This window comes from Streptomyces glaucescens (assembly GCF_000761215.1).
In the GTDB taxonomy this organism is placed as follows: domain Bacteria; phylum Actinomycetota; class Actinomycetes; order Streptomycetales; family Streptomycetaceae; genus Streptomyces; species Streptomyces glaucescens_B.
Genome location: NZ_CP009438.1, coordinates 5243703 through 5267025 on the forward strand (window position 1 = coordinate 5243703; position 23323 = coordinate 5267025).

General features: G+C 72.7%; 25 protein-coding genes. 9 read left to right on the forward strand and 16 right to left on the reverse strand.

Annotation, left to right across the window (positions count from 1 at the left end):
• Window positions 1–251 precede the first annotated feature (251 nt).
• Entirely contained in the window at window positions 252–644 is a 393-nt protein-coding gene (locus SGLAU_RS22845) for an SCO5389 family protein (RefSeq protein ID WP_043504172.1), read from the forward strand.
• Window positions 645–763: 119 nt separating this feature from the next.
• Here the strand turns inward: SGLAU_RS22845 and SGLAU_RS22850 are convergent, their stop codons facing one another.
• Window positions 764–1792 carry an LLM class flavin-dependent oxidoreductase gene (locus tag SGLAU_RS22850; protein WP_043504174.1) on the reverse strand — a complete coding sequence of 343 codons (1029 nt, stop codon included), beginning with the start codon at window positions 1790–1792 and terminating at the stop codon, window positions 764–766.
• 219 nt (window positions 1793–2011) lie between these two features.
• Between SGLAU_RS22850 and SGLAU_RS22855 the strand changes: the two genes are divergently transcribed.
• Complete coding sequence (locus tag SGLAU_RS22855; protein ID WP_043504176.1) at window positions 2012–2332, forward strand: hypothetical protein; 321 nt, start codon at window positions 2012–2014, stop codon at window positions 2330–2332.
• Window positions 2333–2343: 11 nt separating this feature from the next.
• On the opposite strand, the gene SGLAU_RS22860 is transcribed toward SGLAU_RS22855, so the two are convergent.
• From SGLAU_RS22860 to SGLAU_RS22880, 5 genes are all read right to left on the reverse strand, one after another.
• The gene (locus SGLAU_RS22860; RefSeq protein WP_043504177.1) at window positions 2344–3192 is read right to left on the reverse strand and encodes an ABC transporter permease; all 849 of its coding nucleotides are present in this window, start codon (window positions 3190–3192) and stop codon (window positions 2344–2346) included.
• Window positions 3189–4541: an ABC transporter ATP-binding protein gene (locus tag SGLAU_RS22865; protein WP_043504179.1), complete on the reverse strand. Its 1353-nt coding sequence runs from the start codon at window positions 4539–4541 to the stop codon at window positions 3189–3191. The genes SGLAU_RS22860 and SGLAU_RS22865 overlap by 4 nt, the downstream gene beginning before the upstream one ends.
• 130 nt (window positions 4542–4671) lie before the next feature.
• A complete protein-coding gene (locus SGLAU_RS22870; RefSeq protein WP_043504181.1) occupies window positions 4672–5442 on the reverse strand; it encodes an ABC transporter permease in 771 nt (256 codons plus the stop codon).
• A 5-nt stretch (window positions 5443–5447) separates the two neighbouring features.
• A complete protein-coding gene (locus SGLAU_RS22875) occupies window positions 5448–6398 on the reverse strand; it encodes an ABC transporter ATP-binding protein (RefSeq protein WP_043504182.1) in 951 nt (316 codons plus the stop codon).
• A gap of 83 nt (window positions 6399–6481) precedes the next feature.
• A complete protein-coding gene (locus SGLAU_RS22880) occupies window positions 6482–7417 on the reverse strand; it encodes a cellulose-binding protein (RefSeq protein WP_043504183.1) in 936 nt (311 codons plus the stop codon).
• A 78-nt stretch (window positions 7418–7495) separates the two neighbouring features.
• On the opposite strand from SGLAU_RS22880, the gene SGLAU_RS35310 reads away from it, so the two are divergent.
• Window positions 7496–7636 (forward strand): hypothetical protein, encoded by a 141-nt coding sequence (locus tag SGLAU_RS35310; RefSeq protein WP_159072797.1) that lies wholly within the window; start codon window positions 7496–7498, stop codon window positions 7634–7636.
• Here SGLAU_RS35310 and scy read toward each other — a convergent pair whose 3' ends face one another.
• Together scy and mce are read right to left on the reverse strand one after the other, a co-directional pair.
• On the reverse strand, window positions 7637–11617 hold the full coding sequence (scy, locus tag SGLAU_RS22885; RefSeq protein ID WP_043504185.1) for a polarized growth protein Scy: 3981 nt from the start codon (window positions 11615–11617) through the stop codon (window positions 7637–7639).
• Between the two features lie 211 nt (window positions 11618–11828).
• Window positions 11829–12269 (reverse strand): methylmalonyl-CoA epimerase, encoded by a 441-nt coding sequence (gene mce, locus SGLAU_RS22890; protein ID WP_043504186.1) that lies wholly within the window; start codon window positions 12267–12269, stop codon window positions 11829–11831.
• A gap of 146 nt (window positions 12270–12415) precedes the next feature.
• Here mce and SGLAU_RS22895 point away from each other — a divergent pair, with 146 nt between their 5' ends.
• Complete coding sequence (locus SGLAU_RS22895) at window positions 12416–13621, forward strand: acetyl-CoA C-acetyltransferase (protein ID WP_078957845.1); 1206 nt, start codon at window positions 12416–12418, stop codon at window positions 13619–13621.
• Window positions 13622–13664: 43 nt separating this feature from the next.
• Window positions 13665–14621: a methylmalonyl Co-A mutase-associated GTPase MeaB gene (gene meaB / locus SGLAU_RS22900; protein WP_043504189.1), complete on the forward strand. Its 957-nt coding sequence runs from the start codon at window positions 13665–13667 to the stop codon at window positions 14619–14621.
• A gap of 243 nt (window positions 14622–14864) precedes the next feature.
• Here meaB and SGLAU_RS22905 read toward each other — a convergent pair whose 3' ends face one another.
• Complete coding sequence (locus SGLAU_RS22905) at window positions 14865–15464, reverse strand: PepSY domain-containing protein (RefSeq protein ID WP_043504190.1); 600 nt, start codon at window positions 15462–15464, stop codon at window positions 14865–14867.
• A gap of 121 nt (window positions 15465–15585) precedes the next feature.
• Between SGLAU_RS22905 and SGLAU_RS22910 the strand changes: the two genes are divergently transcribed.
• Both SGLAU_RS22910 and SGLAU_RS22915 read left to right on the forward strand, forming a co-directional pair.
• On the forward strand, window positions 15586–16251 hold the full coding sequence (locus tag SGLAU_RS22910; protein WP_043504191.1) for a response regulator transcription factor: 666 nt from the start codon (window positions 15586–15588) through the stop codon (window positions 16249–16251).
• Window positions 16248–17654 (forward strand): sensor histidine kinase, encoded by a 1407-nt coding sequence (locus SGLAU_RS22915; RefSeq protein WP_043504192.1) that lies wholly within the window; start codon window positions 16248–16250, stop codon window positions 17652–17654. The genes SGLAU_RS22910 and SGLAU_RS22915 overlap by 4 nt, the downstream gene beginning before the upstream one ends.
• 18 nt (window positions 17655–17672) lie before the next feature.
• Here SGLAU_RS22915 and SGLAU_RS22920 read toward each other — a convergent pair whose 3' ends face one another.
• The 4 genes from SGLAU_RS22920 to SGLAU_RS22935 all read right to left on the reverse strand — a co-directional run bounded on the left by SGLAU_RS22920 (window position 17673) and on the right by SGLAU_RS22935 (window position 20320).
• Window positions 17673–18149 carry a MarR family winged helix-turn-helix transcriptional regulator gene (locus SGLAU_RS22920; RefSeq protein ID WP_043504193.1) on the reverse strand — a complete coding sequence of 159 codons (477 nt, stop codon included), beginning with the start codon at window positions 18147–18149 and terminating at the stop codon, window positions 17673–17675.
• Between the two features lie 92 nt (window positions 18150–18241).
• Complete coding sequence (locus tag SGLAU_RS22925; protein ID WP_043504194.1) at window positions 18242–19039, reverse strand: AIM24 family protein; 798 nt, start codon at window positions 19037–19039, stop codon at window positions 18242–18244.
• A complete protein-coding gene (locus SGLAU_RS22930) occupies window positions 19036–19686 on the reverse strand; it encodes an AIM24 family protein (RefSeq protein WP_043504195.1) in 651 nt (216 codons plus the stop codon). Before SGLAU_RS22930 ends, SGLAU_RS22925 begins: the two co-directional genes overlap by 4 nt.
• A 1-nt stretch (window position 19687) precedes the next feature.
• A complete protein-coding gene (locus SGLAU_RS22935; protein ID WP_043504197.1) occupies window positions 19688–20320 on the reverse strand; it encodes an AIM24 family protein in 633 nt (210 codons plus the stop codon).
• Window positions 20321–20572: 252 nt separating this feature from the next.
• Here SGLAU_RS22935 and SGLAU_RS22940 point away from each other — a divergent pair, with 252 nt between their 5' ends.
• Together SGLAU_RS22940 and SGLAU_RS22945 are read left to right on the forward strand one after the other, a co-directional pair.
• Complete coding sequence (locus SGLAU_RS22940) at window positions 20573–20917, forward strand: DUF3817 domain-containing protein (RefSeq protein ID WP_043504198.1); 345 nt, start codon at window positions 20573–20575, stop codon at window positions 20915–20917.
• Window positions 20914–21210: an MTH1187 family thiamine-binding protein gene (locus tag SGLAU_RS22945; RefSeq protein ID WP_043504199.1), complete on the forward strand. Its 297-nt coding sequence runs from the start codon at window positions 20914–20916 to the stop codon at window positions 21208–21210. Before SGLAU_RS22940 ends, SGLAU_RS22945 begins: the two co-directional genes overlap by 4 nt.
• Window positions 21211–21217: 7 nt before the next feature.
• On the opposite strand, the gene SGLAU_RS22950 is transcribed toward SGLAU_RS22945, so the two are convergent.
• From SGLAU_RS22950 to SGLAU_RS22960, 3 genes are read right to left on the reverse strand one after another with little or no spacing between them, the layout of a single operon-like run.
• Entirely contained in the window at window positions 21218–21868 is a 651-nt protein-coding gene (locus SGLAU_RS22950; RefSeq protein ID WP_043504200.1) for a TetR/AcrR family transcriptional regulator, read from the reverse strand.
• Complete coding sequence (locus SGLAU_RS22955; RefSeq protein ID WP_043504202.1) at window positions 21865–22545, reverse strand: DUF4166 domain-containing protein; 681 nt, start codon at window positions 22543–22545, stop codon at window positions 21865–21867. The genes SGLAU_RS22950 and SGLAU_RS22955 overlap by 4 nt, the downstream gene beginning before the upstream one ends.
• Entirely contained in the window at window positions 22542–23294 is a 753-nt protein-coding gene (locus SGLAU_RS22960; RefSeq protein ID WP_043504203.1) for a hypothetical protein, read from the reverse strand. The genes SGLAU_RS22955 and SGLAU_RS22960 overlap by 4 nt, the downstream gene beginning before the upstream one ends.
• Window positions 23295–23323 lie beyond the last annotated feature (29 nt).

Genomic DNA, 23323 nt, shown 5'->3' on the forward strand with positions numbered 1-23323 from the left:
GGTCGGCAACGCTACTCGACACTCCGGGCGGTACGCGATTCGCGTCCTGTTTATCCGGAACACTCGTGTTCGGTCGTGGCCGATTGTGGGCCCACTGGGATCGGCTTGTATGCGCATTCTTCTGGTGCCGTCACGGTCTGTTGCCTACCGTAGGGAACGGGAGGTCGCGACGCGTGTACTCAGGGTGTCCGTGGCGATCTCCCTCATCTGTCCGGCAACCCCTGCTGTTCGGGGGTGCGAGAGGAGTACCCATGTCGCTCGACGTCTCACCGGCCCTACTCGAACAGGCCGAGCGAGGCGAGGTCGACGAAGCTGACTTCGTCGACTGCGTCCGGACCTCCCTGCCCTACGCGTGGGAGATGATCAGCTCCCTGGTGGCCCAGCTGAAGGTGGACGGCGGCCAGTTCGCCGACAACCAGACGCCCCCGCCGGACGAGCAGGCACGCGGTCAGCTCCTGCGTGCGCTCGCGAGTGACGCCATCCGCGGTGCGCTGCAGCGGCACTTCGGTGTGCGGCTCGCCTTCCAGAACTGCCACCGGGTGGCCGTGTTCCCGCTGGACGCCTCGGTGGACGAGACGTTGGCCCGCTTCACGTCGGTGCGCAGCCAGTTGCTCAACCAGTCCCCGGAGCTCCGCGACTGCTGACGCGGTCGGCCGGTCCCAGCTTGCCGCTCCCGTCAGCGAGAGGTGCGATCTTCACCGGGTGCGGCAAGCTCGTCGTGCAGCCGGGCCACCTCGTCCGGCCCGCTCGGCGTGCGGCGCGCTCAGCGCAGTTGCGGCAGCACCTCCGCGCCGAGGCGCCGCAGGTTCTCCTCCGTCGCCGCCAGGTCGCCCGAGCCCTCGGTCAGCAGGGCGAAGCGGGAGATGCCGGTCCGCTCGCTGGTCGCCGCGAGCCGGTCCGCGCACAGCCGTGGGGTGCCCACGGGGTGCAGCCCGCAGAGGAGTTCGGTGTAGGCCAGCGGGTCGCGCATCCGGCGCTCCCGGCCGTCGACCGTCACATGGGCTTCCAGGCCCTGCCGCAGCCAGCCCGGCATGGCCTTGGTCAGGACCTCGGCCGCGTCGGCGCGCCGGTCCGCGATCTGGCAGACGCCGGCCGACACATGGCCCGGATCGGCGAGCTGCTCCGCGGGCCGGCCGGCGGCGCGGGCGAGGCGGCGCCACAACGCGGTCATCTCGGCCTTCTCCTCGTCACCGACGTGCATGCCCAGCAGCATCGGCAGTCCCCGCTCGGCGGCCGTCCGCACACCGGCGGGGGAGGTGCAGGCGACCAGCACCTCCGGGCCCCCGCTGTGCGTCAGGGACTCCGACGGCCTGGGCACGACGGGCACCTCGCGGAAGGCGTACCGCTCGCCGCGGGCCTCGACGCGGGGCTCGCGCAGCCAGCGCACCAGCAGGTCGAGTGATTCCGGGAAGCCCCTCTCGTACGCCTCCAGGCCGGCGCCGAACACCTCCAGGTCGACCCAGGGGCCACCGCGGCCCACCCCCAGGGAGAGCCGGCCGCCGCTGGTCACGTGGAGCAGCGCGGCCTGCTCGCCGAGGGCCACGGGATGGGTGGTCGGCAGCACGCTGACCGCCGTGCCGATCCGGATGCGGCGGGTGCGGCCGAGCAGCAGCGCGGCGAGGGTGATGGCCGACGGACAGGTGCCGTACGGCACGAAGTGGTGCTCGGCCAGCCAGACCGAGTCGAGCCCCGCCTCCTCGGAGACCTCCGCCGAGCGGACCGCGCGGTGCAGCGCCTCCCCCTGGCCCTGGCCCGGGAACTGGGCCCCCAACACGAAACTTCCTACGCGCATCGCTCTTCCTGCTTCTCTGTCTCCGACACGGAGCTCCCCACCCGGCACAACCGTCCGACACGTGCCGAGGACACGGGTCGGCGGATGAATTGCCGATTGTCTGCAGAATGCCGGGCCCGGGCGGCGGACTTGGGGTGCTCCGCCGCCTCCCGCGTACCCCTGCCGGGGGCGCGTAGGCTGGACGGGACCCGCTTCCCGTAGAGCTCCGTGAGGTGTTCCGTGTCCCCGCGCCGTAATCGACCCAAGGGCCCGAAGAGCGCCGAGGACGACCGGCCGGGCCGCTACGGCGGCTGGCAGTCCAGCGTGGACTGGCAGGGCGACGAGTGGAGCGTGCGCCATGTCGCGGGCGCGAGCGCGCAGGGCAAGAGCTACCGCTGCCCGGGCTGCGACCAGCTCATCCCCGACGGCGTCCCGCACGTGGTCGCCTGGCCCGCGCACGCGGGCGTCGACGACCGCCGGCACTGGCACAAGTCCTGCTGGAACGCGCGGGACCGCCGCACCACGCGGGTGCAGCGGTCCCGTAACGCGCCGAGGTTCTGAAGCGGTCCCCGTTACACGTCCCGCCGCTCCTGCAGCACGTAGGCGCCCGCGAAGGCGACGGCGGTGATGCCCAGCATGATCCACAGCGGGTCCCAGCCCGACGGGCCCGAGTCGCCGAGGGACGTGGCGTAGAAGACGCCGAGCTGGCTGGGGATCGAGTACTCGAGCAGGAAGGTCCGCAGGCCCTCCAGCGACGAGGAGAACATGAACAGCGCGATCACCAGCGGGGCGAGCATCGTGCCGATCATGATGGTGATGGCGCCCGCGGAGTGCCGGATGATCGAGCCGACGAGCAGCGAGAGCAGACCGAGCAGCGCGAGGTAGAGCGAGACGCCGACCGTGGCCTTCAGCCACTCGCCCCCGGACGGTTCCCTGGCGTCCAGCATGCCGACCTGGGCGACGGCCACCAGACCGGACGACACCAGCGTGATGGTGAACGCGAGCGCGAAGAAGACCAGCGCCTTGGCCGTCAGTACCCGGCCCCGCGAGGGGCAGGCCGTCATGGTCGTCCGGATCATGCCGGTGCCGTACTCGGCGGCCGTGGTCAGCACGCCGAGCGTGACGATGCAGATGCTGCCCAGCAGCAGTCCGAAGAAGCCGAGGGCCAGCGCGCTCTCCGAGCCGAGATCGCCGTCGGACGTCGAGCCGGCCACCACCGTGCCGGTCAGCAGGCCGATGCCGATGACCAGCGCGACGAAGACACCCAGCGTCCACATCGTCGACCGGACCGACTTGATCTTCGTCCACTCGGAGGCGAGCGCGTGCCCGAGGTGGGTGCGGACGACGGGGATGGGCGAGGTGTAGCCGGCGTACGGCGCGTTGGGCGCGGCCGGCGGCATCGGGGTCTGGGGCGTGCTCATCGGGCGTCCTCGGACTGGGTCGGGTCGGAGACGGGGGCGGGGGCGTCCTGGGGTGCGGCCTGCTCCTCCGGCGCGGCGGGCGCCGGAGGAACCGCCGGGGCCGCGGGGGCAGCCGGGGCCGCGGGGGCCGCGGGAGCGGCCGGGGCCCGGTCCTGCGGCGCGGCCGGGGCGGGCACGGCCGGGGCGGGCTGCTGCGGGGCCGGCTGGGCGTACGGGTTCGGCTGCCCGGCGCCGGGCGCGGCGGCGGACGCCTCCGGGCCGCCGTACGCACCCGGGGCGCCGTACGGTCCCGCCGCCGGCGGCATCGCGAACGGCTGCCCGCCCTGCTGCGGCGGGGGCGGGGCGTACCAGCCCGGCTGGCCCTGGCCGGGCACCGGCATCGGCGGCTGCGCGCCGGGCGGCAGGGGCTGCTGGAGGCCCGCCTTCTGGTCGGTGGTGGAGCGGTAGTCGACGGCGGCCTGGGTCATCCGCATGTACGCCTCCTCCAGGGAGGCCTGGTGCGGCGACAGCTCCCACAGCCGCACGTCCGTCTCGTGGGCGATGTCGCTGATGCGGGGGAGCGGCAGCCCGGTCACCCGCAGCGCCCCGTCCTGCTCGGGCAGCACCTGGCCGCCAGCCTCGGTCAGCGCGGCCGACAGCTTCTCCCGCAGCCGCGGCTCGGTGTCCGGGGTGCGCACCCGGGCGAAGCCGGCCGAGTTCGCCGCGATGAAGTCCCGCACGCTCATGTCGGCGAGCAGCTGACCGCGCCCGATCACGATGAGGTGGTCGGCGGTCAGCGCCATCTCGCTCATCAGGTGGGAGGAGACGAAGACGGTACGGCCCTCCGCCGCGAGCGCCTTCATCAGGTTCCGCACCCAGAGGATGCCCTCGGGGTCGAGGCCGTTCACCGGCTCGTCGAACAGCAGCACCTGGGGGTCGCCGAGCAGCGCGGCGGCGATGCCGAGCCGCTGGCCCATGCCGAGCGAGAAGGCCTTGGAGCGCCGCCGGGCCACGTCCTGGAGGCCGACCACGCCCAGCACCTCGTCCACCCGGCGGGCCGGGATGCCCGAGAGCTGGGCGAGGGAGAGCAGATGGTTGCGGGCCGTGCGGCCGCCGTGCACGGCCTTGGCGTCGAGCAGGGCGCCGACCTGTCGGGGCGCGTTGGGCAGCTTGCGGTAGGGGTAGCCGCCGATCGTGACCTGCCCCGAGGTGGGGTTGTCCAGGCCGAGGATCATCCGCATGGTCGTCGACTTGCCCGAGCCGTTGGGGCCCAGGAAGCCGGTGACGGCGCCGGGCCGTACCTGGAAGGAAAGGTTGTACACAGCGGTCTTGTCGCCGTAGCGCTTGGTCAGGCCGACTGCTTCGATCATGCTCCGCACCCATCGAAAGGTTCAGGACAGCGGGGCACACGCCCCCGTAAGGGTTAGGAGGATATCGAGGCGCTGACGGTTCCCTTCAAGACCGGGTAAAAACCGCCAGTGACGTTCGTCGCCGCGGTGCCTAGGCGTCCCGCCGCCTGAGCAGGACGTATCCGCCGAGCAGGGCCGCGACCACCCACAGCGCCATGATCCCGAGCCCGCCCCAGGGGCCGTACGGGGTGTCGTCGTCGACCGGCGGCACCACCTGCATGATCTTGTTGCCGGCCTGGTCCGGCAGGAACCGGCCGATCTTCTCGGTCGCGCCGACGTTGCCCAGGATGTTGGAGATCAGGAAGAAGAAGGGCATGAGGATGCCCAGCGACAGCATCGGCGAGCGCAGCATCGCGGCGACGCCCATCGAGAACATCGCGATGAGGGTCATGTAGAGCCCGCCGCCGATCACCGCGCGCAGCACCCCGGGGTCACCGATCGACGCCTTGAGGTCGCCCAGCATCGCCTGGCCGAGGAAGAAGGCGGCGAAGCTGGTGGCCATGCCGACGGCCAGGGCGAGGGCGGTGGCGACGGCGAGTTTGCCGGACAGGAAGGTGCCGCGCTGGGGCACGGCGGCGAGCGAGGTGCGGATCATGCCGGAGCTGTACTCGTTGGAGACCACGAGCACCCCGAAAACGATCATCGCGAGCTGGCCGAGACTCATTCCCGCGAAACTGATGAACGTCGGGTCGAAGGACAGTCTCTCCCGGGCGCTCATGCTGTCGAACTCGTTCTTCGAGAGCGCGGAGATGAGCATTCCGAGCGCAATGGTGACCAGTACGGTGAGGGAAAGTGTCCACACCGTGGACGCGACCGAGCGGATCTTCGTCCATTCGGACCGGATGACCTGGGTGGCCGCCATGCCCCTCAACCCTTCTTCCCGGCACTGCCCCACTGCGCACGCCGGGGCGCGCCGGAGTGGGCGTGGTACTCGACCGACTCGGCGGTCAACCGCATGAACGCCTCCTCCAGGGAGGCCTGCTGCGGACTCAGCTCGTGCAGCACCACCTGCTGCTGCGCGGCCAGCTCACCGATCCGCTCCGGCTTCTCGCCGTCCACCTCGAACACCCCGCCGCCGGCCCGCACGGCCGTGATCCCGGCGCCGTGCAGCACATCCAGCAGCCGCTCGGGCTGCGGGGTGCGGATCCGCACATACGTGCGCGAGTTGCGCGCGATGAAGTCCGCCATCGACGTGTCGGCGAGCAGCCGGCCCTGCCCGATCACCACTAGGTGGTCCGCGGTCAGCGCCATCTCGCTCATCAGATGACTCGACACGAACACCGTGCGGCCCTGCCCGGCCAGCGACTTCATCAGCGTCCGGATCCAGTGGATGCCCTCCGGGTCGAGCCCGTTGACCGGCTCGTCGAACATCAGGATCCGTGGATCGCCCAGCAAGGCGGCGGCGATGCCCAGCCGCTGGCCCATGCCGAGCGAGAACCCCTTGGCCTTCTTGCGCGCCACCGCCGTCAGGCCCACGGTGTCCAGCACCTCGTGCACCCGCTTCTTCGGGATGCCGTTGCTCTGCGCCAGGCACAGCAGGTGGTCGAAGGCACTGCGCCCGCCGTGCACCGCCTTCGCGTCGAGGAGCGCGCCGATGTACTTCAGCGGGTCCTTGAGCCGGTCGTAGTGCCTGCCGTCGATCCGCACGTCCCCGGCCGTCGGCCGGTCGAGGCCCAGCATCATCCGCATCGTGGTGGACTTGCCCGCGCCGTTCGGGCCGAGGAACCCCGTGACGATGCCCGGCCGCACGGCGAAGGTCAGGTTGTTGACCGCCACCTTCTCGCCGTACCGCTTGGTCAGCCCCTCGAGCTCGATCATGCCGCCACGCTAGAACGGGACGGAGCCCTCCGCCACCGGAGTGGCGGAGGGCTCCGCGCGGTACGGGGACCGGAGGGCGGTCGTTACCGGGACTGCTGGGCGGGCACCCCGCGGGAGATCGGCTCGTCCTCGGCCGGCGTGCCGGTGGCGGCCACCGCGGCGCCCGTGAGCGTGGCGAGCATCTCGCGCACGTTCGTGAGCTGGGCGTTGATCGAGTCGCGGCGGTTGGTGAGGGCGGCCAGCTCGCGCTCGGATTCCGAACGGATCCGGTCGGCCTTGGCGTTCGCGTCGGCCACGATGTCCTCGGCCTGGCGCTGGGCGGTCTCCACCGTCTGGCGGGCCCGGCGCTCGGCGTCGGTGCGCAGCTTCTCGGCCTCCAGGCGCAGCTGCTCGGCGCGGTGCTCGATCTCGGCGAGGCGCTTCTCGGCCTTGGCCTGACGCGACGCCAGGTCGCGCTCGGACTGCTCGCGGCGCTTGGCCAGGTTCGTCTCGAAGTCCGCGGCGGCCTGCGCGGCCTTGGCGCGGGTCTCCTCGAACAGCGCGTCGGCCTCCTCGCGCTTGGACTGCGCGTCCTTCTGCGCCTCGGCCCGCAGCTGCGCGGCGTCGCTCTTGGCCTTCTCGACGATCCGGACGCCCTCGTCCTCGGCCTTCGCCTTGCGCTCGGCCGCGAACGACTCGGCGTCGTTGCGCACCTGCTGGGCGGCCGACTCGGCCAGCTCGCGGTGCTGCTCGGCCGCGCGGCGGGCCTCCTCGCGCAGGTCCTTGGCCTCTTCCTCGGCGAGCCGAAGGATCTTCTCGACGCGGGCACCGAGGCCGGCGTACGACGGCTCGGCGTCGCTTACCTGGGCCTGGGCGTTCTGCGTTTCGAGGTGGAGCTCCTCGATGCGCTTTTCCAGAGCGGTGATGCGGGCGAGAGCACTGTCACGGTCGGAGACGAGCTTGGAGATACGTTCGTCCACCTGAGCGCGGTCGTACCCACGCCGCACAAGCTCGAAGCCGTAGGGGGAAGTGTCGCTCATGGGGTTCCTGTCGAATGAGACCGGTGAGGTGATAGGTGGAATCCTAGGGGCCAGAACGGTGAGTCATCGAGCGGATGCGTGTTTGATCTGGAGAATGACACCCCTTTTGAGTGGCTGACCGTCGGACTGCTTGCCAAACACGACGTCAAAGGGTTGGCCAAAGGCGCCGTCGGCGAGATGGCCAAAGACCCCAGGAAACACCCACGCACCGCCTCCTGACTACCCGTCCGACGACTTGCCACCCGAACGGGGCGCGCCCACCGTCGCACCGGCCCTGACCCCGCCGTCCTTGCCGGCCGCCGGCGCCTCGAAGGACTCCAGCGCCTCCAGCACGTCCTGGACCCGGGAGATCTCCGCGTTGATGTCCTCGCGGCGGCGCATCAGGACCTCCAGCTCGCGCTTGCCCTCCGCGACCGTGCGCTCGGCCTCCCGGACCGCCTCGGCCTTCAGCTCCTCGGCCTCCTTGACCAGCTTGGCCTTCTTCTGCTCGGCCTCCTTGAGAAGCCCCTCGGCCTTCTTCACCGCGGCGATGCGCACCTTGCCGGCCTCGGAGTTCGCCTCCGACACCAGCTCCTTCGCCTTCGCCTCGGCCTTGGCCAGCTGCTCCTCGGCGGCCTTGATCAGCGCGTCGCAGCGGTCGCCGGTCGACTTCATCGTCTCGGCGGCCTCACGGCGGGCCCGCTCGTGCAGTTCCTCGATCTCGGTGGTGATGCGGTCGCGCAGCTCCTCCGCGCGCTCCCTGATCGCCGTGGCGTCCCGGCGCGCGCCGACCAGCAGCTCGTCCGCGTCCGTACGGGCCTTCTCCACCCGCGAGTTGCCCTCGATCGTCGCCTCGGAGACGATCCGCTCGGCCTCCTTGCGGGCCGCGCCCACCATGGTGTCGGCCTGCGACTCGGCGTCCGCGGTGGTCTTCAGGGCCTGCGCCTGCGCCTCGGCGAGCAGCTTGTCGGCCTCCGCCGCGGTCTCCGAGATGAGCTTGTCGACCTGCTCGGCGGCCTCCGAACGCCGCTTGTTGGCCTCCTTGCGGGCCTCGTCCAGGGTCCGCTCGGCCTCCTCGCGCGCCGCCGTGGTCAGCCGCTCGGCCTCCTCGGCCGCCTCCGACGTGACCCGCTCCGACTCCGCCCGGACGCGCTCCGCGTGCGCCTGCGCCGACCCGACCGTCTCCGCGGCCTCGGCCCGCAGCCGCTCCGCCTCGCCGGTGGCGTCCGCGACGAGCTGCTCGGCCCGGGCGGACGCGTCGGCGGTGACGCGCTCGGCCTCGGCCAGCGCCTCGGCGGTGACGCGCTCGGCCTCGGCCAGCGCCTCGGTGCGCACCCGCTCGGCCTCCGCCGCGGTCTCCGTGGTGAGCCGCTCGGCCTCGGCCAGCGCCTCGGTGCGCACCCGCTCGGCCTCCGCGGCCGTCTCCGTGGTCAGCCGCTCCGCCTCGGAGCGCGCCTCGGTGATGAGGGTGTCGGCCTGCGCCGCCGCGTCCGAACGGATCCGGTTGGCGTCCTCCCGGGCGTCCGCGCGGGTGCGCGCCGCGGCCTGGTCGGCCTCCGCGAGGTTGTCCGACGCCTCCGTGCGCAGCCGCTGGGCGTACTCGGAGGCGTCCGAGCGCAGCCGCTCCGACTCGGCCATCGCCTCCGCCATGGTGCGCTCCGCGAGCGCCTTGGCGGCCTCCGCCTCCTCGGCGGCCTCGTGCCGCATCCGCGCGGCGTCCTCACCGGCCCGCTCCCGTTCGGCATAGGCGTCGGAACGGACCCGGTCCGCCTCCTCCTCGGCCTCCCGGCGAGTACGGTCCGCCGCGTGCTCGGCCGCCGACCGCAGCCCGGCGATCTCCTCCTGCGCCTGCTCGTGCAGCCCCGCCACCGAGTCCCGCACCTGCTGGGCGCGCTGCTCGGCGGCCGACACCATCTCGGTGGCGCGCCGGTCCGCCTCCTCGACCAGACGCACGGCCTCGGCCTGGGCCTCCTCCACGCGCTTGCGCGCCGAGGCCAGCAGCTCCTCGCTCTGCTCCCGGGCCCGCTCGCGCTCCTGGTCGGCCTCCTGCCGGGCCGCGCCCAGCGTCTCCTCCGCCTCGCGGCGGCGGCGGGCTGCCTCCTCCTGCGCGGCGGCCAGCGTCTCCGACGCCTCCGCGGCCAGCCGCTCGGCCGCGGCCTGCGCCTCGGCCCGCATCCGGTCCGCGCTCTCCTGCGCCTCCGTCTTCAGCCGCTCCGCCTCGGCGGCGGCCTCCGACCGCAGCCGCACGGCGACGGCCTCGCCCTCCGCGCGGGACGCGGACGCGTCGGCGGCGGCCTCGTCGCGCAGCCGCTCGGCCTCCGTCTCGGCCTGCTGCCGGAGCGTACGGATCCGCTCGGCCGACTCGGCGCGCAGCCGGTCGGTCTCCTCGGTGGCCTCCCGGCGCATCCGGGCGGCCTCCTCACGGGCCTCCGTCAGCGCCTGCTCGGCGGCGGCCAGCCGCGCTTCCGCCTCGGCGTGCAGGCGGGCCAGCTCCTCGGCGGCCTCCGTCTGCCGGGCCGCGACCGCGCGCTCGGTCTCCTCGCGCAGCTCGCGCGCGGCGCGCTCGGCCTCCGCCCTGATGCCCTCGGCCTGCTCGACGGCCTCCTCACGGTGGCGCTCGGTCTCCGCGCGGGTGCGCTCCAGGGTCTCCTCGGCCTGCCGGCGCAGCGCCGTGGCGCGCTCGATGGCCTCGGTGCGGACCTTCTCGCTGTCCGCGGTGGCGGTGCGGCGCAGCTCGTCCGCGTCCGCCTTCGCCTTGGCCAGCAGCTCCTCGGCGGACCTGGCGGCCTCCTCGATCTTCGCCACGGCCTCCTTGCGGGCCCCGGCGCGGATCTTCTCGCCCTCCTCGACCGCGTCGGCGCGCAGCTGCTCGGCCTCGCCGCGCAGCCGGCGGGCCTCCTCCTGCAGCTCGACCGTCTTGGCGCGGTACTCCTTGGTGTCGTCCTTCGCCGCGCCCTTGAGCTGCTCGGCGATGTCGTGCGCCTCGGCGCGCAGCCGGTCCGCCTCGGCCTCGGCCTCCTTGCGGATCCGCTCGGCCTCCTCGGCGGCGGCCCTGGTGGTCCGCTTGGCGTCCTCGGAGGCCTTGGTGAGCACGTCCTCGGCGGTCTTCGCCGCCTTCGACAGCTGGGTGGCGGTCTCCTCGGCGGTGACCGTGCGGGCCTTCTCGACGGCCTCCGCGACGATCTTCTCGGCCTCCGCGCGGGCGTCCGCGACCAGCTGCTCGGCCTCGGCCTTGGTGGTCTCGGCCTCCTTGGTGGCCTCGCTGACCAGCCGGGCGACCTGCTCCTTCGCCGTGCGCGTGCGGGTCTCGTTGGCGGCCTCGGCGCTGGAGAGCGTCTTGGCCGCGGCCTCCTTGGCCTCGGTGACCAGCTTCTCCGCCTCGGACTGCGCCTTGCGCAGCGCCTCCTCGGCCTCCGCCATCCGCTGTTCGGCGGCCCGGCTGAGCTCGGCCGCCTGACGGCGCGCCGCCTCCGACTCGGTGGCGCTGCTGGTGCGCAGCTGCTCGGCGTGGTCGGTGGCCTCCTGGGCCTGCGTGGACGCGGCGTCGAGCAGCCGTTCGGCGTCCGCGCGGGCGCGGCGCAGCAGCTGTTCGGCCTCGGCGCGGGCCGCCTCGGCCTCGCTCCGGAGCCGCTGGCGGGCCTCGGCGGTGAGCCGTTCGGCCTCCGCGCGGGCGGCGGCCATCGCCTGTTCGGCCTCCGCGCGGGACTCCTCCAGGAGACGGCGGGCCTGCTGCTCGGTGCGGGCGCGCAGTTGCTCGGCCCACGCCACGTTCTCGTTGACGTGCGACTCGACGGTCTGCCGGCGCTCGGCCAGCTCCTGGTCGAGCTGCTGGCGCCGGGTCACGGCCTCCTGGTGCAGCTCGGCCTGGAGCCGTGCGGCCTGCTCGGCGTGCTCCTGGAGGATGCGCTGGGTCTGCGCCCGGGCCTGGCTCAGTTCGCGCTCGGCGTCGGCGCGGATCTGGTCGGCCTGCATCTGCGCGTTGCGCAGCAACTGTTCGGCCTGGTAGCCGATGTCGGCGCTGTCGTAGGCGGGCCGGGTCATGAGGGTACGGCGCGCCTCGTGCAGCTTGGCCCGCAGCACCTCGACCTGGTAGCCGAGGTCCTCGGCGTGCTGGATGGCCTTTTCCCGCTCGGTCCTCAGCCGCTTCATCTCGGCCTCGAACCGAGAGAGGTGGTCGACGTCAGCCGCCGGCTCTCGCTCCTGGCTCTCGTAGCCCCGCACTGCGCGGTCCCATCCGTCCCCTGGTCGCAAGTCTCTCCAAACGAGCTCCGTCCATCCGCCGAACGGGGCCCCCGGGGAATGGTGTCAGATCAACGACGGAGCATGGGCTGCTGCCCCGACGCTCGTCCCCCGAAACCCGGACCCCGGCACGGGTCGCCCCGGTGGAAGCGGGGCGACCGACCCCAACCCTACCGGCCCCTATGTACGAGGGTCAGTGCTCAGGTGACTCAACAGGCGCCGAAGTGACCAGTTCCGTCAGAACTCCATGGCAGTCCTTGGGGTGCAGGAAGGTGATCCGGGAGCCCATGGAGCCGCGCCGGGGCTCGTCGTAGAGCACCCGGACGCCCTTGTCCCTGACGGCGGCGGCGTCGCCGTCGACGTCCGCGGTGCCGAAGGCGATGTGGTGGACGCCCTCGCCGTTCTTGGCGAGCCACTTGGCGACGGTGGAGTCCTCGCGGGTCGGCTCCAGGAGCTGGAGGTACGAAGCGCCGCCGTCGGACGTATCGTTGATCTTGAGCATGGCCTCGCGCACGCCCTGCTCCTCGTTGACCTCGGAGTGGAACACCTCGAAGCCGTAGGTGGCACGGTAGAACTCGACGGTCTTGTCGAGGTCGAAACAGGCGATCCCGATGTGGTCGATTCGCGTCAGCATGGATTCAGTGCAGCGCTCCGGAGGTGGTTACGCAACGTGCGCGCGATCACACCGACAGCCCGATGACGGGCGGGATACCGCTCAGTACATTCGAGTAAACCCTCGTTCACTCCTCGGCTGTGCAGCCGGTAAGGGGATCGCAGCTCATGTCTTCTGCAACGAACGGCACGACGTCCGTCATCGTCGCGGGCGCCCGCACCCCGATGGGGCGGCTGCTCGGCTCGCTGAAGTCCTTCTCCGGAGCCGACCTCGGCGGCTTCGCGATCAAGGCCGCCCTCGACCGTGCGGGGATCGGCGGCGACCAGGTGCAGTACGTGATCATGGGCCAGGTGCTCCAGGCCGGCGCGGGGCAGATCCCGGCCCGCCAGGCCGCCGTCAAGGCGGGCATCCCCATGAACGTGCCGGCGCTCACCGTCAACAAGGTGTGCCTCTCCGGCCTCGACGCCATCGCGCTGGCCGACCAGCTCATCCGCGCGGGCGAGTTCGACGTCGTGGTCGCCGGCGGCCAGGAGTCCATGACCAACGCCCCGCACCTGCTGCCGAAGTCCCGCGAGGGCTTCAAGTACGGCGCGGTCCAGATGCTCGACGCCATGGCGCACGACGGCCTGACCGACGCGTTCGAGAACATCGCCATGGGCGAGTCCACGGAGAAGCACAACGCCCGCCTGGGCATCAGCCGCGCGGCGCAGGACGAGATCGCCGCCCTGTCCCACCAGCGGGCCGCCGCCGCCCAGAAGAACGGCATCTTCGAGGCCGAGATCACCCCGGTCGAGATCCCGCAGCGCAAGGGCGACCCGGTCCTGTTCAGCAAGGACGAGGGCATTCGCGGCGACACCACCGTGGAGTCCCTGGGCAAGCTGCGCCCGGCGTTCGCCAAGGACGGCACGATCACCGCCGGCTCCTCCTCGCAGATCTCCGACGGCGCCGCCGCGGTCGTGGTGATGAGCAAGGCCAAGGCGCAGGAGCTGGGCCTGGACTGGATCGCCGAGATCGGCGCCCACGGCAACGTGGCGGGCCCGGACAACTCTTTGCAGTCGCAGCCGTCGAACGCGATCGCGCACGCCCTGAAGAAGGAGGGGCTGGAGGTCTCCGACCTCGACCTGATCGAGATCAACGAGGCCTTCGCCGCGGTTGCCGTGCAGTCAATGAAGGACCTCGGCGTTTCGCCCGAAAAGGTGAACGTCAACGGTGGTGCCATCGCGCTGGGGCACCCGATCGGCATGTCCGGCGCCCGTCTCGTGCTGCACCTCGCCCTGGAACTGAAGCGGCGCGGCGGCGGAGTCGGCGCGGCCGCCCTGTGCGGCGGCGGCGGCCAGGGCGACGCCCTGATCGTGCGGGCCCCCAGGGCCTGACTCCCCGGCAGCGGACGACGGATCTCTAGTGAACGGAGCTGTGATGCAGGACGTCTCCTCGCTGGTCGCCCAGGCCAGGGAAGGCCGGCCGCGGGCCGTGGCCCGGCTGATCTCCCTGGTGGAGGGGGCGTCCCCGCAGCTCAGGGAGGTCATGGCCGCGCTCGCCCCGCTGACCGGCAACGCGTACGTCGTCGGCCTGACCGGCTCGCCCGGCGTCGGCAAGTCGACGTCCACGTCGGCGCTGGTCACCGCGTACCGCAAGCAGGGCAGGCGGGTCGGCGTGCTCGCCGTGGACCCGTCGTCGCCCTTCTCCGGCGGCGCCCTCCTCGGTGACCGGGTCCGCATGTCGGAGCACGCCTCCGACCCCGGCGTCTACATCCGCTCCATGGCCACGCGCGGCCACCTCGGCGGCCTCGCCTGGGCGGCTCCCCAGGCGATCCGCGTCCTGGACGCCGCGGGCTGCGACGTGATCCTCGTCGAGACGGTCGGCGTGGGCCAGTCGGAGGTCGAGATCGCCTCCCAGGCCGACACCTCCGTCGTCCTCCTGGCCCCCGGCATGGGCGACGGCATCCAGGCGGCCAAGGCCGGGATCCTGGAGATCGGCGACGTCTACGTGGTCAACAAGGCCGACCGGGACGGCGCCGACGCCACCGCCCGCGAGCTGAACCACATGCTGGGCCTCGGCGAGTCCCGCGGCCCCGGCGACTGGCGGCCCCCGATCGTCAAGACGGTCGCCGCGCGCGCCGAGGGCGTCGACGAGGTCGTCGAGGCGCTGGAGAAGCACCGGGCGTGGATGGAGGAGCGCGGCGTCCTCGCCGCGCGCCGGCTCGCCCGCGCCGCCCGCGAGGTGGAGACCATCGCGGTCACCGCGCTGCGCGAACGCATCGGGGACCTCCACGGCGACCGCAGGCTCAGCGCACTCGCGGAACGGATCATCGCGGGCGAGCTGGATCCGTATCGCGCGGCGGACGAACTGGTGGCGGGCCTCACGACGGCGTGAGGCGGCCGACGCCAGGCTAGCTCGCACCGCGCCGCCGGGCGCGGGCCGCAGGTGGCCGATCGTGGGCCGCGGACGGCGAGTCGCGGGCCGCTGGTGGCCGGGCGATCGGTGGCCCGTGCCCCGGAACCCGGCTCCGCCGCGTCCGTCGGACGGGCCGGAGCCGGCAGGGGTGCGGGGAGCCGCGCGAGCGGCCCCCGCGACGCACACCCGAGGACGAGGCCCGCCCCGCACGACCTGCCCCGCTCAGTCCTCGTCGGAGTCGGAGTCGGCGTCCTCGCCGGAGTCCTCGCCGGAACCCGAGTCGTCCCGCTCCGCCGTGACCTTCCCCGTCTTCAGGCCGACCTGCCACTCCTGCTCGGACCCGGCGGTCTCCACGCTCCACCGCGCGGAGCGCTCGTCGTCGTCCAGGTCCACGGAGGTCACGACCCCCTTCGCGGCGGCGGCCCGCGCGGCCTCACGGGCGTCCACGCCGGCGCCCTCGAGGACACGGCGCTCCTGTGCGGCGTCGTCCTCGTCCCGGTCGGTCCCGGTGCCGAGGACCTTGCCGCTCGCCGGGTCCACCCGGACGGTGTACGAGGTGGTGCCGGAGCCCAGGACGTCCACCTCCCAGGCGGTTGCGTCACGCTCGTCGTCCAGTTCCACGGAGACCACCGTGCCCGGCCGCTCCTTGAGCGCGGCGTCGATGGCCTGTACCGCGGTCACCTCGCTCGTGGGCGCCCGGCCGGCGGAGCCGTCCGCGACGACTCCCTTCTTGCCGTCGCCACCGTCCGCGAAGGCGACCGCTGCTCCGCCGCCGATCAGGGCGGTCGCGGTGACGGCGGCGATGACGATGTTGCGCTTCATGGGACCCTCCAGGAGGCCGGCTCGCTCGGTTCTCGACGGGACCCACCCTGCCGAGCCGCACCTGAAGCCACGCTGAAGCCACCTGAAGACCGCTTCAGGCCCGGTTTGCCACCCTGGGGGCATGCGCCTGCTGATCGTCGAGGACGAAAGACGCCTCGCCCTGTCCCTGGCCAGGGGCCTCACCGCGGAGGGTTACGCCGTGGACGTCGTCCACGACGGCCTGGAGGGGCTGCACCGGGCGAGCGAGTCGCCGTACGACCTGGTCGTGCTGGACATCATGCTGCCCGGCCTGAACGGTTACCGGGTCTGCTCGGCGCTGCGCGCCGCCGGCAACGACGTGCCGATCCTCATGCTCACCGCGAAGGACGGCGAGTACGACGAGGCGGAGGGACTGGACACCGGCGCGGACGACTACCTGACGAAGCCCTTCTCGTACGTCGTCCTGGTCGCCCGGATCAGGGCGCTGCTGCGCCGCCGCGGCACGGGCGGCGGGACGCCGGTGATCGAGGCGGGCGAGCTGCGGCTGGACACCGGGGCCCGGCGGGTGCTGCGGCAGGGGACGGAGGTGGCGCTGACGGCGAAGGAGTTCGCGGTGCTGGAGCAGCTCGCGCTGCGCCCGGGCCAGGTGGTCTCCAAGACGGAGATCCTGGAACACGTCTGGGACTTCGCCTACGAGGGCGACCCGAACATCGTCGAGGTGTACGTCAGCGCCCTGCGCCGCAAGCTGGGCGCGGAGCTGATCCGTACGGTGCGCGGGGCCGGCTACCGGCTGGAGGCACCGCGGTGAGGCGCCTGTTCGGGTCCGTGCGGGCGCGGGCCGCACTGGGCGCCACGCTCGTGGTCGCCGTGGCCCTGCTCGCGGCGGGGGCGGCCGTCCTGCTGTCGCTGCGCGGCAACCTGGAGGGCAGGGCGGACGCGGAGGCGGACGGTGTCGCCCGGCAGGTCGCCGCCCGGATCGCTGCGGGCACCCCGTACGCCGAGCTGGACCTGCCCGACGCGGAGGACAACCCGGTGCAGGTGGTCGGCGAGGACGGCCGGGTGCTCGCGGTCAGCGAGGGCCTGGAGGCGATCAGCGGCACCGGCGCGCCCGGTGTCACCCCGGTCCCCGGCACCGGGACGGAGCCGGACGAGGACGACGAGGCCAGCCCCGAGCCGGGCGAGCTCGGCGACGTCGTCCGGCACGTGCGGGGCACCGCCACCGTGGAGGGCGAGCACGGCACGTACCGTTTCGCCTCGGTGCGGGCCACCGACGGCCGCGACGAGACGGTCCTGGTCCACGCCGGGGCGTCGCTCGCGGCCCAGCAGGACGCGGTGCGCACGGCGGCCGGCGCGATGCTGATCGGGTTCCCGTTGCTGCTCGCCGTGGTCGGCTCGGTGACCTGGCTGGTCACCCGGCGCGCGCTGCGCCCGGTGGAGGACATCCGCCGGGAGATGGCCGAGATCACCGCCTCCGCCGACCTCACCCGGCGGGTGCCGGAGCCCGGCACCCACGACGAGGTCGCCCGCCTGGCGCGCACCACCAACGAGACGCTGGCCGCGCTGGAGACCTCGGTGGAACGCCAGCGCCGGTTCGTCGCCGACGCCTCCCACGAGCTGCGCAGCCCGATCGCGTCGCTGCGCACCCAGCTCGAGGTGGCCGCGGCCCATCCCGGGCTGCTGGACCTGGACGGGGCGGTGGAGGACACCGTCAGGCTGCAGCGGCTGGCCGCCGATCTGCTGCTGCTCGCCCGGCTGGACGCGGGGGAGCGGCCCGCCGGCAGCAGCAGGGTCGACCTGGTGGCGCTGGCCAGGGAGGAGGCGGCGGGCCGGGCCCGGGTGACGGTGGACGCCCGGGCGGCCGGTGCGGAAGTGGCCGGATCACGCGGTCAGCTGGGGCGGGTGCTCGCCAATCTGCTGGACAACGCCGAGCGGCACGCGCGCTCGGCGGTCACCGTGACCGTGCGCCGGGACGGGGACCGGGCGGCCGTGGTGCGGGTCGCCGACGACGGGAACGGGATCCCGGAGGCCGACCGGGAGCGGATCTTCGAGCGGTTCGTCCGGCTGGACGACGCCCGCAGCCGCGACGAGGGCGGCGCCGGTCTGGGGCTGGCCATCGCCCGCGATGTCGCGGTCCGGCACGGCGGCACGCTCACGGCCGGCGCGGCGCCGGGCGGCGGAGCCCTGTTCGAGCTCCGCCTGCCACTGGCCTAGTCCTTTGACAGTGCCTGGTCAGGGGCGTCCCCGGTGCCCCCGCAAGTGCTCGGCGATGGGCTTGAGGGCCTTGTCCAGCTCGGTGAGGGCCTCGGGGGAGAGGAGGTCGATGAAGTGCCTGCGGACGGACGCCACGTGGTGCGGGGCGACCTTCCGCATGGTCTCCATGCCGTGGTCGGTGAGGACGGCGAACAGTCCCCGGCGGTCGGACTCGCAGTTCTCCCGGCGCACCAGGCCGGCGTTCTCCATGCGGGTGATCTGGTGCGAGAGGCGGCTCTTGGACTGCAGGGTGGCGGAGGCGAGGTCGCTCATCCGCATCCGCAGGTCCTCCGACTCGGAGAGATTCACCAGGATCTCGTAGTCGTTCATCGTCAGTCCGAACGGCTGAAGATCCTTTTCGAGCTGGTACGTCAACAGCCTGTTGACCTCCAGGTGGGTGCGCCAGGCACACTGCTCCGTATCGGTCAGCCAGCGCGTGGCCGTCTCGGTCTCCATGAATGAAGTCTACCTAAGAAGTTGAATTGTGAACTAGTCTCGGTGATGTGACAGTGCGCACGCGTTCGATGTCACACTCCGCAGACTACCGCTCACAGCCCGAAGCGACGCTGGAGGTCCCCCAGCTGTCCGGGAAGGCGCGGTGTCGCGGCCTGCGCCCCGTGCCCGCCGGACATCCCGCCCCCGGGTACTCCCGGTTCGTGCGGAACGGCCCCCGTGTGCTGCTCGGGCATCAGGGTCTCGGTCGACTGGAGCAGGACCGTGCCCGCCCCGACGAACTCGAACTGGTGCTCCTCCCCGGAGGCCCCGCCCAGGCCCGTCATCGCACGTAGACCGCCCAGTACACCCGTCAGGTACCCGTGGTCGTAGTGATGGCACGGTGACGGGCAGTCGGCCCAGCCGACGAGCGCCTGCGGGTCCACCCGGATCGGGGGTTCCATGAACACCACCGGACCGTTAGATGCGGCGACGAACCTTCCGGTTCCGAGGAGCGTCAGAAAGCCGGGCACGATCGACTGCTTGAGGGACAAGCTTGGCTGAAAAGCGAGCAGATTGCCTGCCCGAACGGTCAGGTTGCCGTCCTCCAGGTCGAACGAGTTCACGTCGAAGGCCCGGTCGGCGAGCAGCATCTTCCCCGAACCCTCGGCCACCACCCAGTCCGCCGCGTGCAGCGGCGAGTGGAACGACGTGCGGACCAGCCGCTCCAGCCGGCCGTGTCCCACGCCGTTGAAGTCGATCGAGCCGTAGTAGGCGATCATCTTCCCCTTCTGCAGGAACCACTGGGTTCCCGTCAGCTCCACGCAGAAGGTGTACGGGTTCACGTTGTCGTCGGCCGGGAGGGTGGCGGGGTCGAACACCGCCGGTCCGCCGGGCGTCGCACCGGTGCTCACAGCTTCTCCTCCGAGGCCTGGACGTAGACCGTGCCGTTCCCGCTCAGCTCCAGCTGGAACGCCTCCCCGGACCCCCGGCCCACCATGTCCCGCCAGCCCAGCGCCGTCGACAGCCGGTTGCGGACGTCGCCGTGGTGGGCCACATAGGCCTGCGGGTCGACGTGCACCGGGCGCTGGGGGGTGACCGGGATCTCCAGGACGCCGCCGTGCGCCATCACGGCGACGGCGCCGTGCCCCTGGAGCGTGGTCGTGAACAGCCCCTGCCCGCTGACCTGCCCGCGCACCATGCCCATCACCCCGCCCTGGGAGCCCATGAACATGGTGCCCTGCCGGAGGGTCCCCTCGAAGGCCAGCAGCCGGTCCGCCTCGACGTAGAGCGTGTCACCGGCGAGGCCGATCACCTGGACGTGGTGGCCGCCGTGCCCGAAGAGGACGGTGCCGCTGCCCTCGACGGTCATCAGCGGGGTGTCCTCGTCGGCCAGCCGGCGGCCGATCATCGACATGACGCCGCCCCGGCCCCCGGCGAGGTTCGGCGTGAAGGACACCTCGCCCCGGTAGGCGAGCATCGCGCCGCGCTGGCTGAACAGCCGCTGGCCGGGGACGACGGTCGCCTCGACCATCTTCGCGTTGATCTCCCGGAAGGTCATCTCACACGTCCCCCGCGATCGTGTTGCGCTCGCTGGGCTGGACGTAGACCAGCCCGTCCCCCTCGAACCGGATCTGGAAGGCCTCCCCGCCGCCCTCCCCCGTGAAGGTGCGGAAGGTCACACCGGACTGGAAGGTCTGCCGCAGGTTCCCCTGGTGCGCCACGTACGCCCCCGGGTCCACGCTCAGCGGATACCGCGGGCTGACCCGCAGCACCACCGCGGGCCCGTCCGAGGTGATCGCGGCCTGCCCGTGCCCCTCGACGGTCGTGGTGAACAGGCCGTTGCCCTGCGAGGCGCCGCGAAGCCCCGTGAAGCTCGTGCCGGTGCGCAGCCCGCCGTCGGTGGCGAGCAGATTGCTCGACTCCACGTAGAGCGTGTCGCCGGCCAGGCCCACCAGGGTGATCTCGGCCGCCCGGTCGGCGAACCAGCAGGTCCCGTGCCCCTTCACCTCCATCACCGTCATCTGCTCACCGGTGATCCGCCGGGTCACCATCCCGCGGATCCCCTCACCGCCGCCGCTCAGCTTCTTGAAGGCCATCTGTCCGTCGTACGCGACCATCGACCCGTTCTTGGCGCGCACGGCGTCCCCGGTCATGTCGACGGCGAGCACCCTGCCGCCCTGAAGTCGGAACATCGCCACGTTCGTGACGTTAGCCGTCCGAGGGCGCCCGCCGACAGGGCCCCGGACCCCGAACGGACCCGGAACACACCCCGGACGGATCCCCGAGGCACACCCCGCACGGACCCCGGGCACACCCCGCACGGACCCTGAGCGCACCCCCGGCGCGGCCGTTTGCCACAATGGAGCGACGTTTGTGCATCCGTTCACAAAGCGACCCGTCCTTGGCGCATCCGCCGCCAGTGAATCTCCCACCGAAGGTGACCCGTGGACATCAAGACCGCCAGTGCCCTGCGCCGCCTCCGTCTGGTCTCGGCTCCCGAGGCCATCTCGTTCCTGATCCTGCTCGTCTGCTCGGTGCTGAAGCGGACCACGGACTTCAACGCGGTGCCCGTGATGGGCGCGGTGCACGGCGTGCTGTTCGTCCTCTACGTGCTCTTCTGGGCGGACGCCTGGAACCGGGCCAAGTGGCCGCTGCGGACCGCCGCCCTCTACTTCGTCCTGTCGGTCCTGCCCACCGGCGGCTTCTTCGCCGAGCGCATGCTCAGGCGGGAGGCCGAGGACGCGGTGATCGCGTCGCGCGCCCGCAACGAGGGGATCGTCAACGCATGATCGTCGCCTTCTCCGTGACGCCGCTCGGCGTCGGCGAGGACGTGGGGGAGTACGTCGCCGACGCCGTGCGGGTGGTCCGCGAATCCGGCCTGCCGAACCGTACCGACGCGATGTTCACCTCGGTCGAGGGCGAGTGGGACGAGGTCATGGACGTCGTCCGGCGGGCCGTGGCCGCCGTGGAGGCGCGGGCGCCCCGGGTGTCCCTGGTGCTCAAGGCGGACATCCGGCCCGGCGTGACCGACGGCCTCACCTCCAAGGTGGAGACCGTGGAACGGCACCTGTCCGCCGGGTAGCCCGGCCTCAGCGACGGGCCGTGCGGCGCAGACGGTGCCGCACGGCCCGCTGTGCCACCGGTCCCAGCTCCTCCAGCGCGCTCACCAGGACGCCGAGCTGCTCCAGCGCGTCCAGCGCCGACGCCGCACCGGCCGCGTCCACGCCCTCGTACAGCTCGACGCCCACGAAGGACGCCGCCACCGCCCGTGCCAGTCCCGCCGGATCGGTGAACTCGCCGAACGGCGTGTCCGCCAGGACCCGGTCGAGGACCCGCTCGATCTCGTCGATCCACAGCTTCAGGCCGCCCGCCGTGGCGGGGCCGAGCGCGGGGTGCGTCTGGGCGCCGGCGAGGAGCTGGCCGAGCAGGGCGACATGACCGCCGGCCCGTTCCTCCTCGTGGATGGCGCGGCCCAGCGCCAGCAGCTCGGAGAGGGAGGTGACCGCGGCGAGCCGGGCGCGGTAGCGGGACACCGCCTGTTCCGCGCCGTACCGGCAGGCCGCCGCGAGCAGCTCGTCGACGGAACCGAAGTGGTAGAAGACGAGCGCCTGGTTGACGCCGGCCGCCGCGGCGACCGTGCGCGCCGAGGTCCCGGCGATGCCCTGTTCGGTGAGGGTGCGCAGCGCGCCCTCCAGCAGCTTGCCCTTGGTCTCCTGGGACTTGGCGGTCTCGGGGCTCATGCGCGGGACTCCTCGCGGACGGGGCGCAGTCCGGGCCGCACACCGCGGGCCCGGACGTCGGTGTACGTGGCCGTGAAGCCGCCCTCGTAGCCGAAGAGCGGCCCGAAGCGCTCGCTGACGACCCGGACCCGGATGCGGAACCGGCCCGTGGCGTCGTCGAAGGACTCGCGCACCTCCGCCGTCGCCCCGATCGGCCCGGGCACCCGGACGTCCACCGGGCCCTCCCGGAAGCGGTGCTCGCCGGAGCGGATCAGCAGCGAGCCGTCGGGCTCGGCGCTCAGGTGCAGCTCGCTCGCCAGGTGCTGGTGGGTGCCGAGGTAGTCGAGGACGCGGTCGCCCTTGGGGCTGAGCACCATCTGGGCGTCGAAGCGGCGGGGGCGGCCGGGCAGCCGGAAGGTGCGCACGAAGCTCACCGTCTCCCGCCCGAAGGTGTCGGTGTACGGCACGTTCTCGATGGTGAAGGGCACGTCCCGGCCGGTGCGCGGCACGAGGATGTTGCGGGTGGCGCCCAGGGCGAGGAACGGCTTGACGAAGGCGCCGCCGTGCCAGATCCGGCTCATCACGCCCCGGCCCGTGCACGCCTCGCCGCTCGCCAGGCCGACGGAGAAGCGGCGCTTGAGCTCCGGGTGGAGGCGGTCGAAGTCCGGGCCCATCGCCGTACGGAAGATCGAGCTCATCGCGGGTTCTCCAGGGTGCGCAGCAGCCGGGGGGCACACGCGCGGGTGGGCGGCGTGCGCAGGCAGCGGCGGGCCGCCGGGGTGCCGGCCAGGGGCGCCTTGAAGAGGGCCAGGCAGATGACGACCGCGAGGAGCAGGGGGCAGAGGAACGCGGTCGACGCGGCGAACGGGCCCAGCAGGCGCAGCGCGGAGCCCTGGACCAGGCCCGTGGCGGCCGACGCGGTCAGCAGGCCGCGGACGGCCAGTTCGGCGAGCCAGTTCGCCCGTGCGCGCTCCGGGGTGATGCCGTGTTCCAGCCACAGGCGGAGCCGGTCGAAGGACCAGGCCGTCGCCCAGCCCATGAGCGGGCGCAGGACGAGGCGGTCGGCCAGCGCGCCGAAGGCGCCCCAGCGGGGGCGGTAGTCGTAGCCGGTGAGGAAGCGGACGCCGTCGCCGTCGGGCACGTAGCGCCAGTAGCCGCTGCCTTCCGCGAGCAGGGAGAGCGGGTGCGGCGAGGAGAAGCGCAGCGCGGAGGTGCGGGTGCCGTCGGGGCGCTCCTTCTCGCCCGCGCAGACGCCGGTGCCCGCGAGGGTGAGGAAGGGCAGCACGCGGGTGGCGTAGCGGAAGTGCCGGGGCTCGCCCTCCGCGCGCGGGAGGGGGCCGATCTCGGTGAAGCGCAGGTCCCAGCGCTGGTGCTGGGAGGGCTCCTGGGTGCGGGACCACAGCTCGTCGAGGTCCGCTCTGATCCGTGCCTCTATGTAGAGCCCCATGGCGAATCCCCCGGTCCGTCGATGCCCGC

What these genes read in the sequence shown, in the direction of transcription:
- SGLAU_RS22960 (WP_043504203.1), bottom strand. Translation starts at nt 23,294, where the DNA reads ATGGGGCTCTACATAGAGGCACGGATCAGAGCGGACCTCGACGAGCTG.
- SGLAU_RS22845 (WP_043504172.1), top strand. Translation starts at nt 252, where the DNA reads ATGTCGCTCGACGTCTCACCGGCCCTACTCGAACAGGCCGAGCGAGGC.
- SGLAU_RS22880 (WP_043504183.1), bottom strand. Translation starts at nt 7,417, where the DNA reads ATGAGCGACACTTCCCCCTACGGCTTCGAGCTTGTGCGGCGTGGGTAC.
- SGLAU_RS22935 (WP_043504197.1), bottom strand. Translation starts at nt 20,320, where the DNA reads ATGTTCCGACTTCAGGGCGGCAGGGTGCTCGCCGTCGACATGACCGGG.
- SGLAU_RS22875 (WP_043504182.1), bottom strand. Translation starts at nt 6,398, where the DNA reads ATGATCGAGCTCGAGGGGCTGACCAAGCGGTACGGCGAGAAGGTGGCG.
- mce (WP_043504186.1), bottom strand. Translation starts at nt 12,269, where the DNA reads ATGCTGACGCGAATCGACCACATCGGGATCGCCTGTTTCGACCTCGAC.
- SGLAU_RS22850 (WP_043504174.1), bottom strand. Translation starts at nt 1,792, where the DNA reads ATGCGCGTAGGAAGTTTCGTGTTGGGGGCCCAGTTCCCGGGCCAGGGC.
- SGLAU_RS22950 (WP_043504200.1), bottom strand. Translation starts at nt 21,868, where the DNA reads ATGAGCCCCGAGACCGCCAAGTCCCAGGAGACCAAGGGCAAGCTGCTG.
- meaB (WP_043504189.1), top strand. Translation starts at nt 13,665, where the DNA reads ATGCAGGACGTCTCCTCGCTGGTCGCCCAGGCCAGGGAAGGCCGGCCG.
- SGLAU_RS22930 (WP_043504195.1), bottom strand. Translation starts at nt 19,686, where the DNA reads ATGACCTTCCGGGAGATCAACGCGAAGATGGTCGAGGCGACCGTCGTC.
- SGLAU_RS22955 (WP_043504202.1), bottom strand. Translation starts at nt 22,545, where the DNA reads ATGAGCTCGATCTTCCGTACGGCGATGGGCCCGGACTTCGACCGCCTC.
- SGLAU_RS22905 (WP_043504190.1), bottom strand. Translation starts at nt 15,464, where the DNA reads ATGAAGCGCAACATCGTCATCGCCGCCGTCACCGCGACCGCCCTGATC.
- SGLAU_RS22910 (WP_043504191.1), top strand. Translation starts at nt 15,586, where the DNA reads ATGCGCCTGCTGATCGTCGAGGACGAAAGACGCCTCGCCCTGTCCCTG.
- SGLAU_RS22920 (WP_043504193.1), bottom strand. Translation starts at nt 18,149, where the DNA reads ATGGAGACCGAGACGGCCACGCGCTGGCTGACCGATACGGAGCAGTGT.
- SGLAU_RS22865 (WP_043504179.1), bottom strand. Translation starts at nt 4,541, where the DNA reads ATGATCGAAGCAGTCGGCCTGACCAAGCGCTACGGCGACAAGACCGCT.
- SGLAU_RS22895 (WP_078957845.1), top strand. Translation starts at nt 12,416, where the DNA reads ATGTCTTCTGCAACGAACGGCACGACGTCCGTCATCGTCGCGGGCGCC.
- SGLAU_RS22945 (WP_043504199.1), top strand. Translation starts at nt 20,914, where the DNA reads ATGATCGTCGCCTTCTCCGTGACGCCGCTCGGCGTCGGCGAGGACGTG.
- SGLAU_RS22870 (WP_043504181.1), bottom strand. Translation starts at nt 5,442, where the DNA reads ATGGCGGCCACCCAGGTCATCCGGTCCGAATGGACGAAGATCCGCTCG.
- SGLAU_RS22860 (WP_043504177.1), bottom strand. Translation starts at nt 3,192, where the DNA reads ATGAGCACGCCCCAGACCCCGATGCCGCCGGCCGCGCCCAACGCGCCG.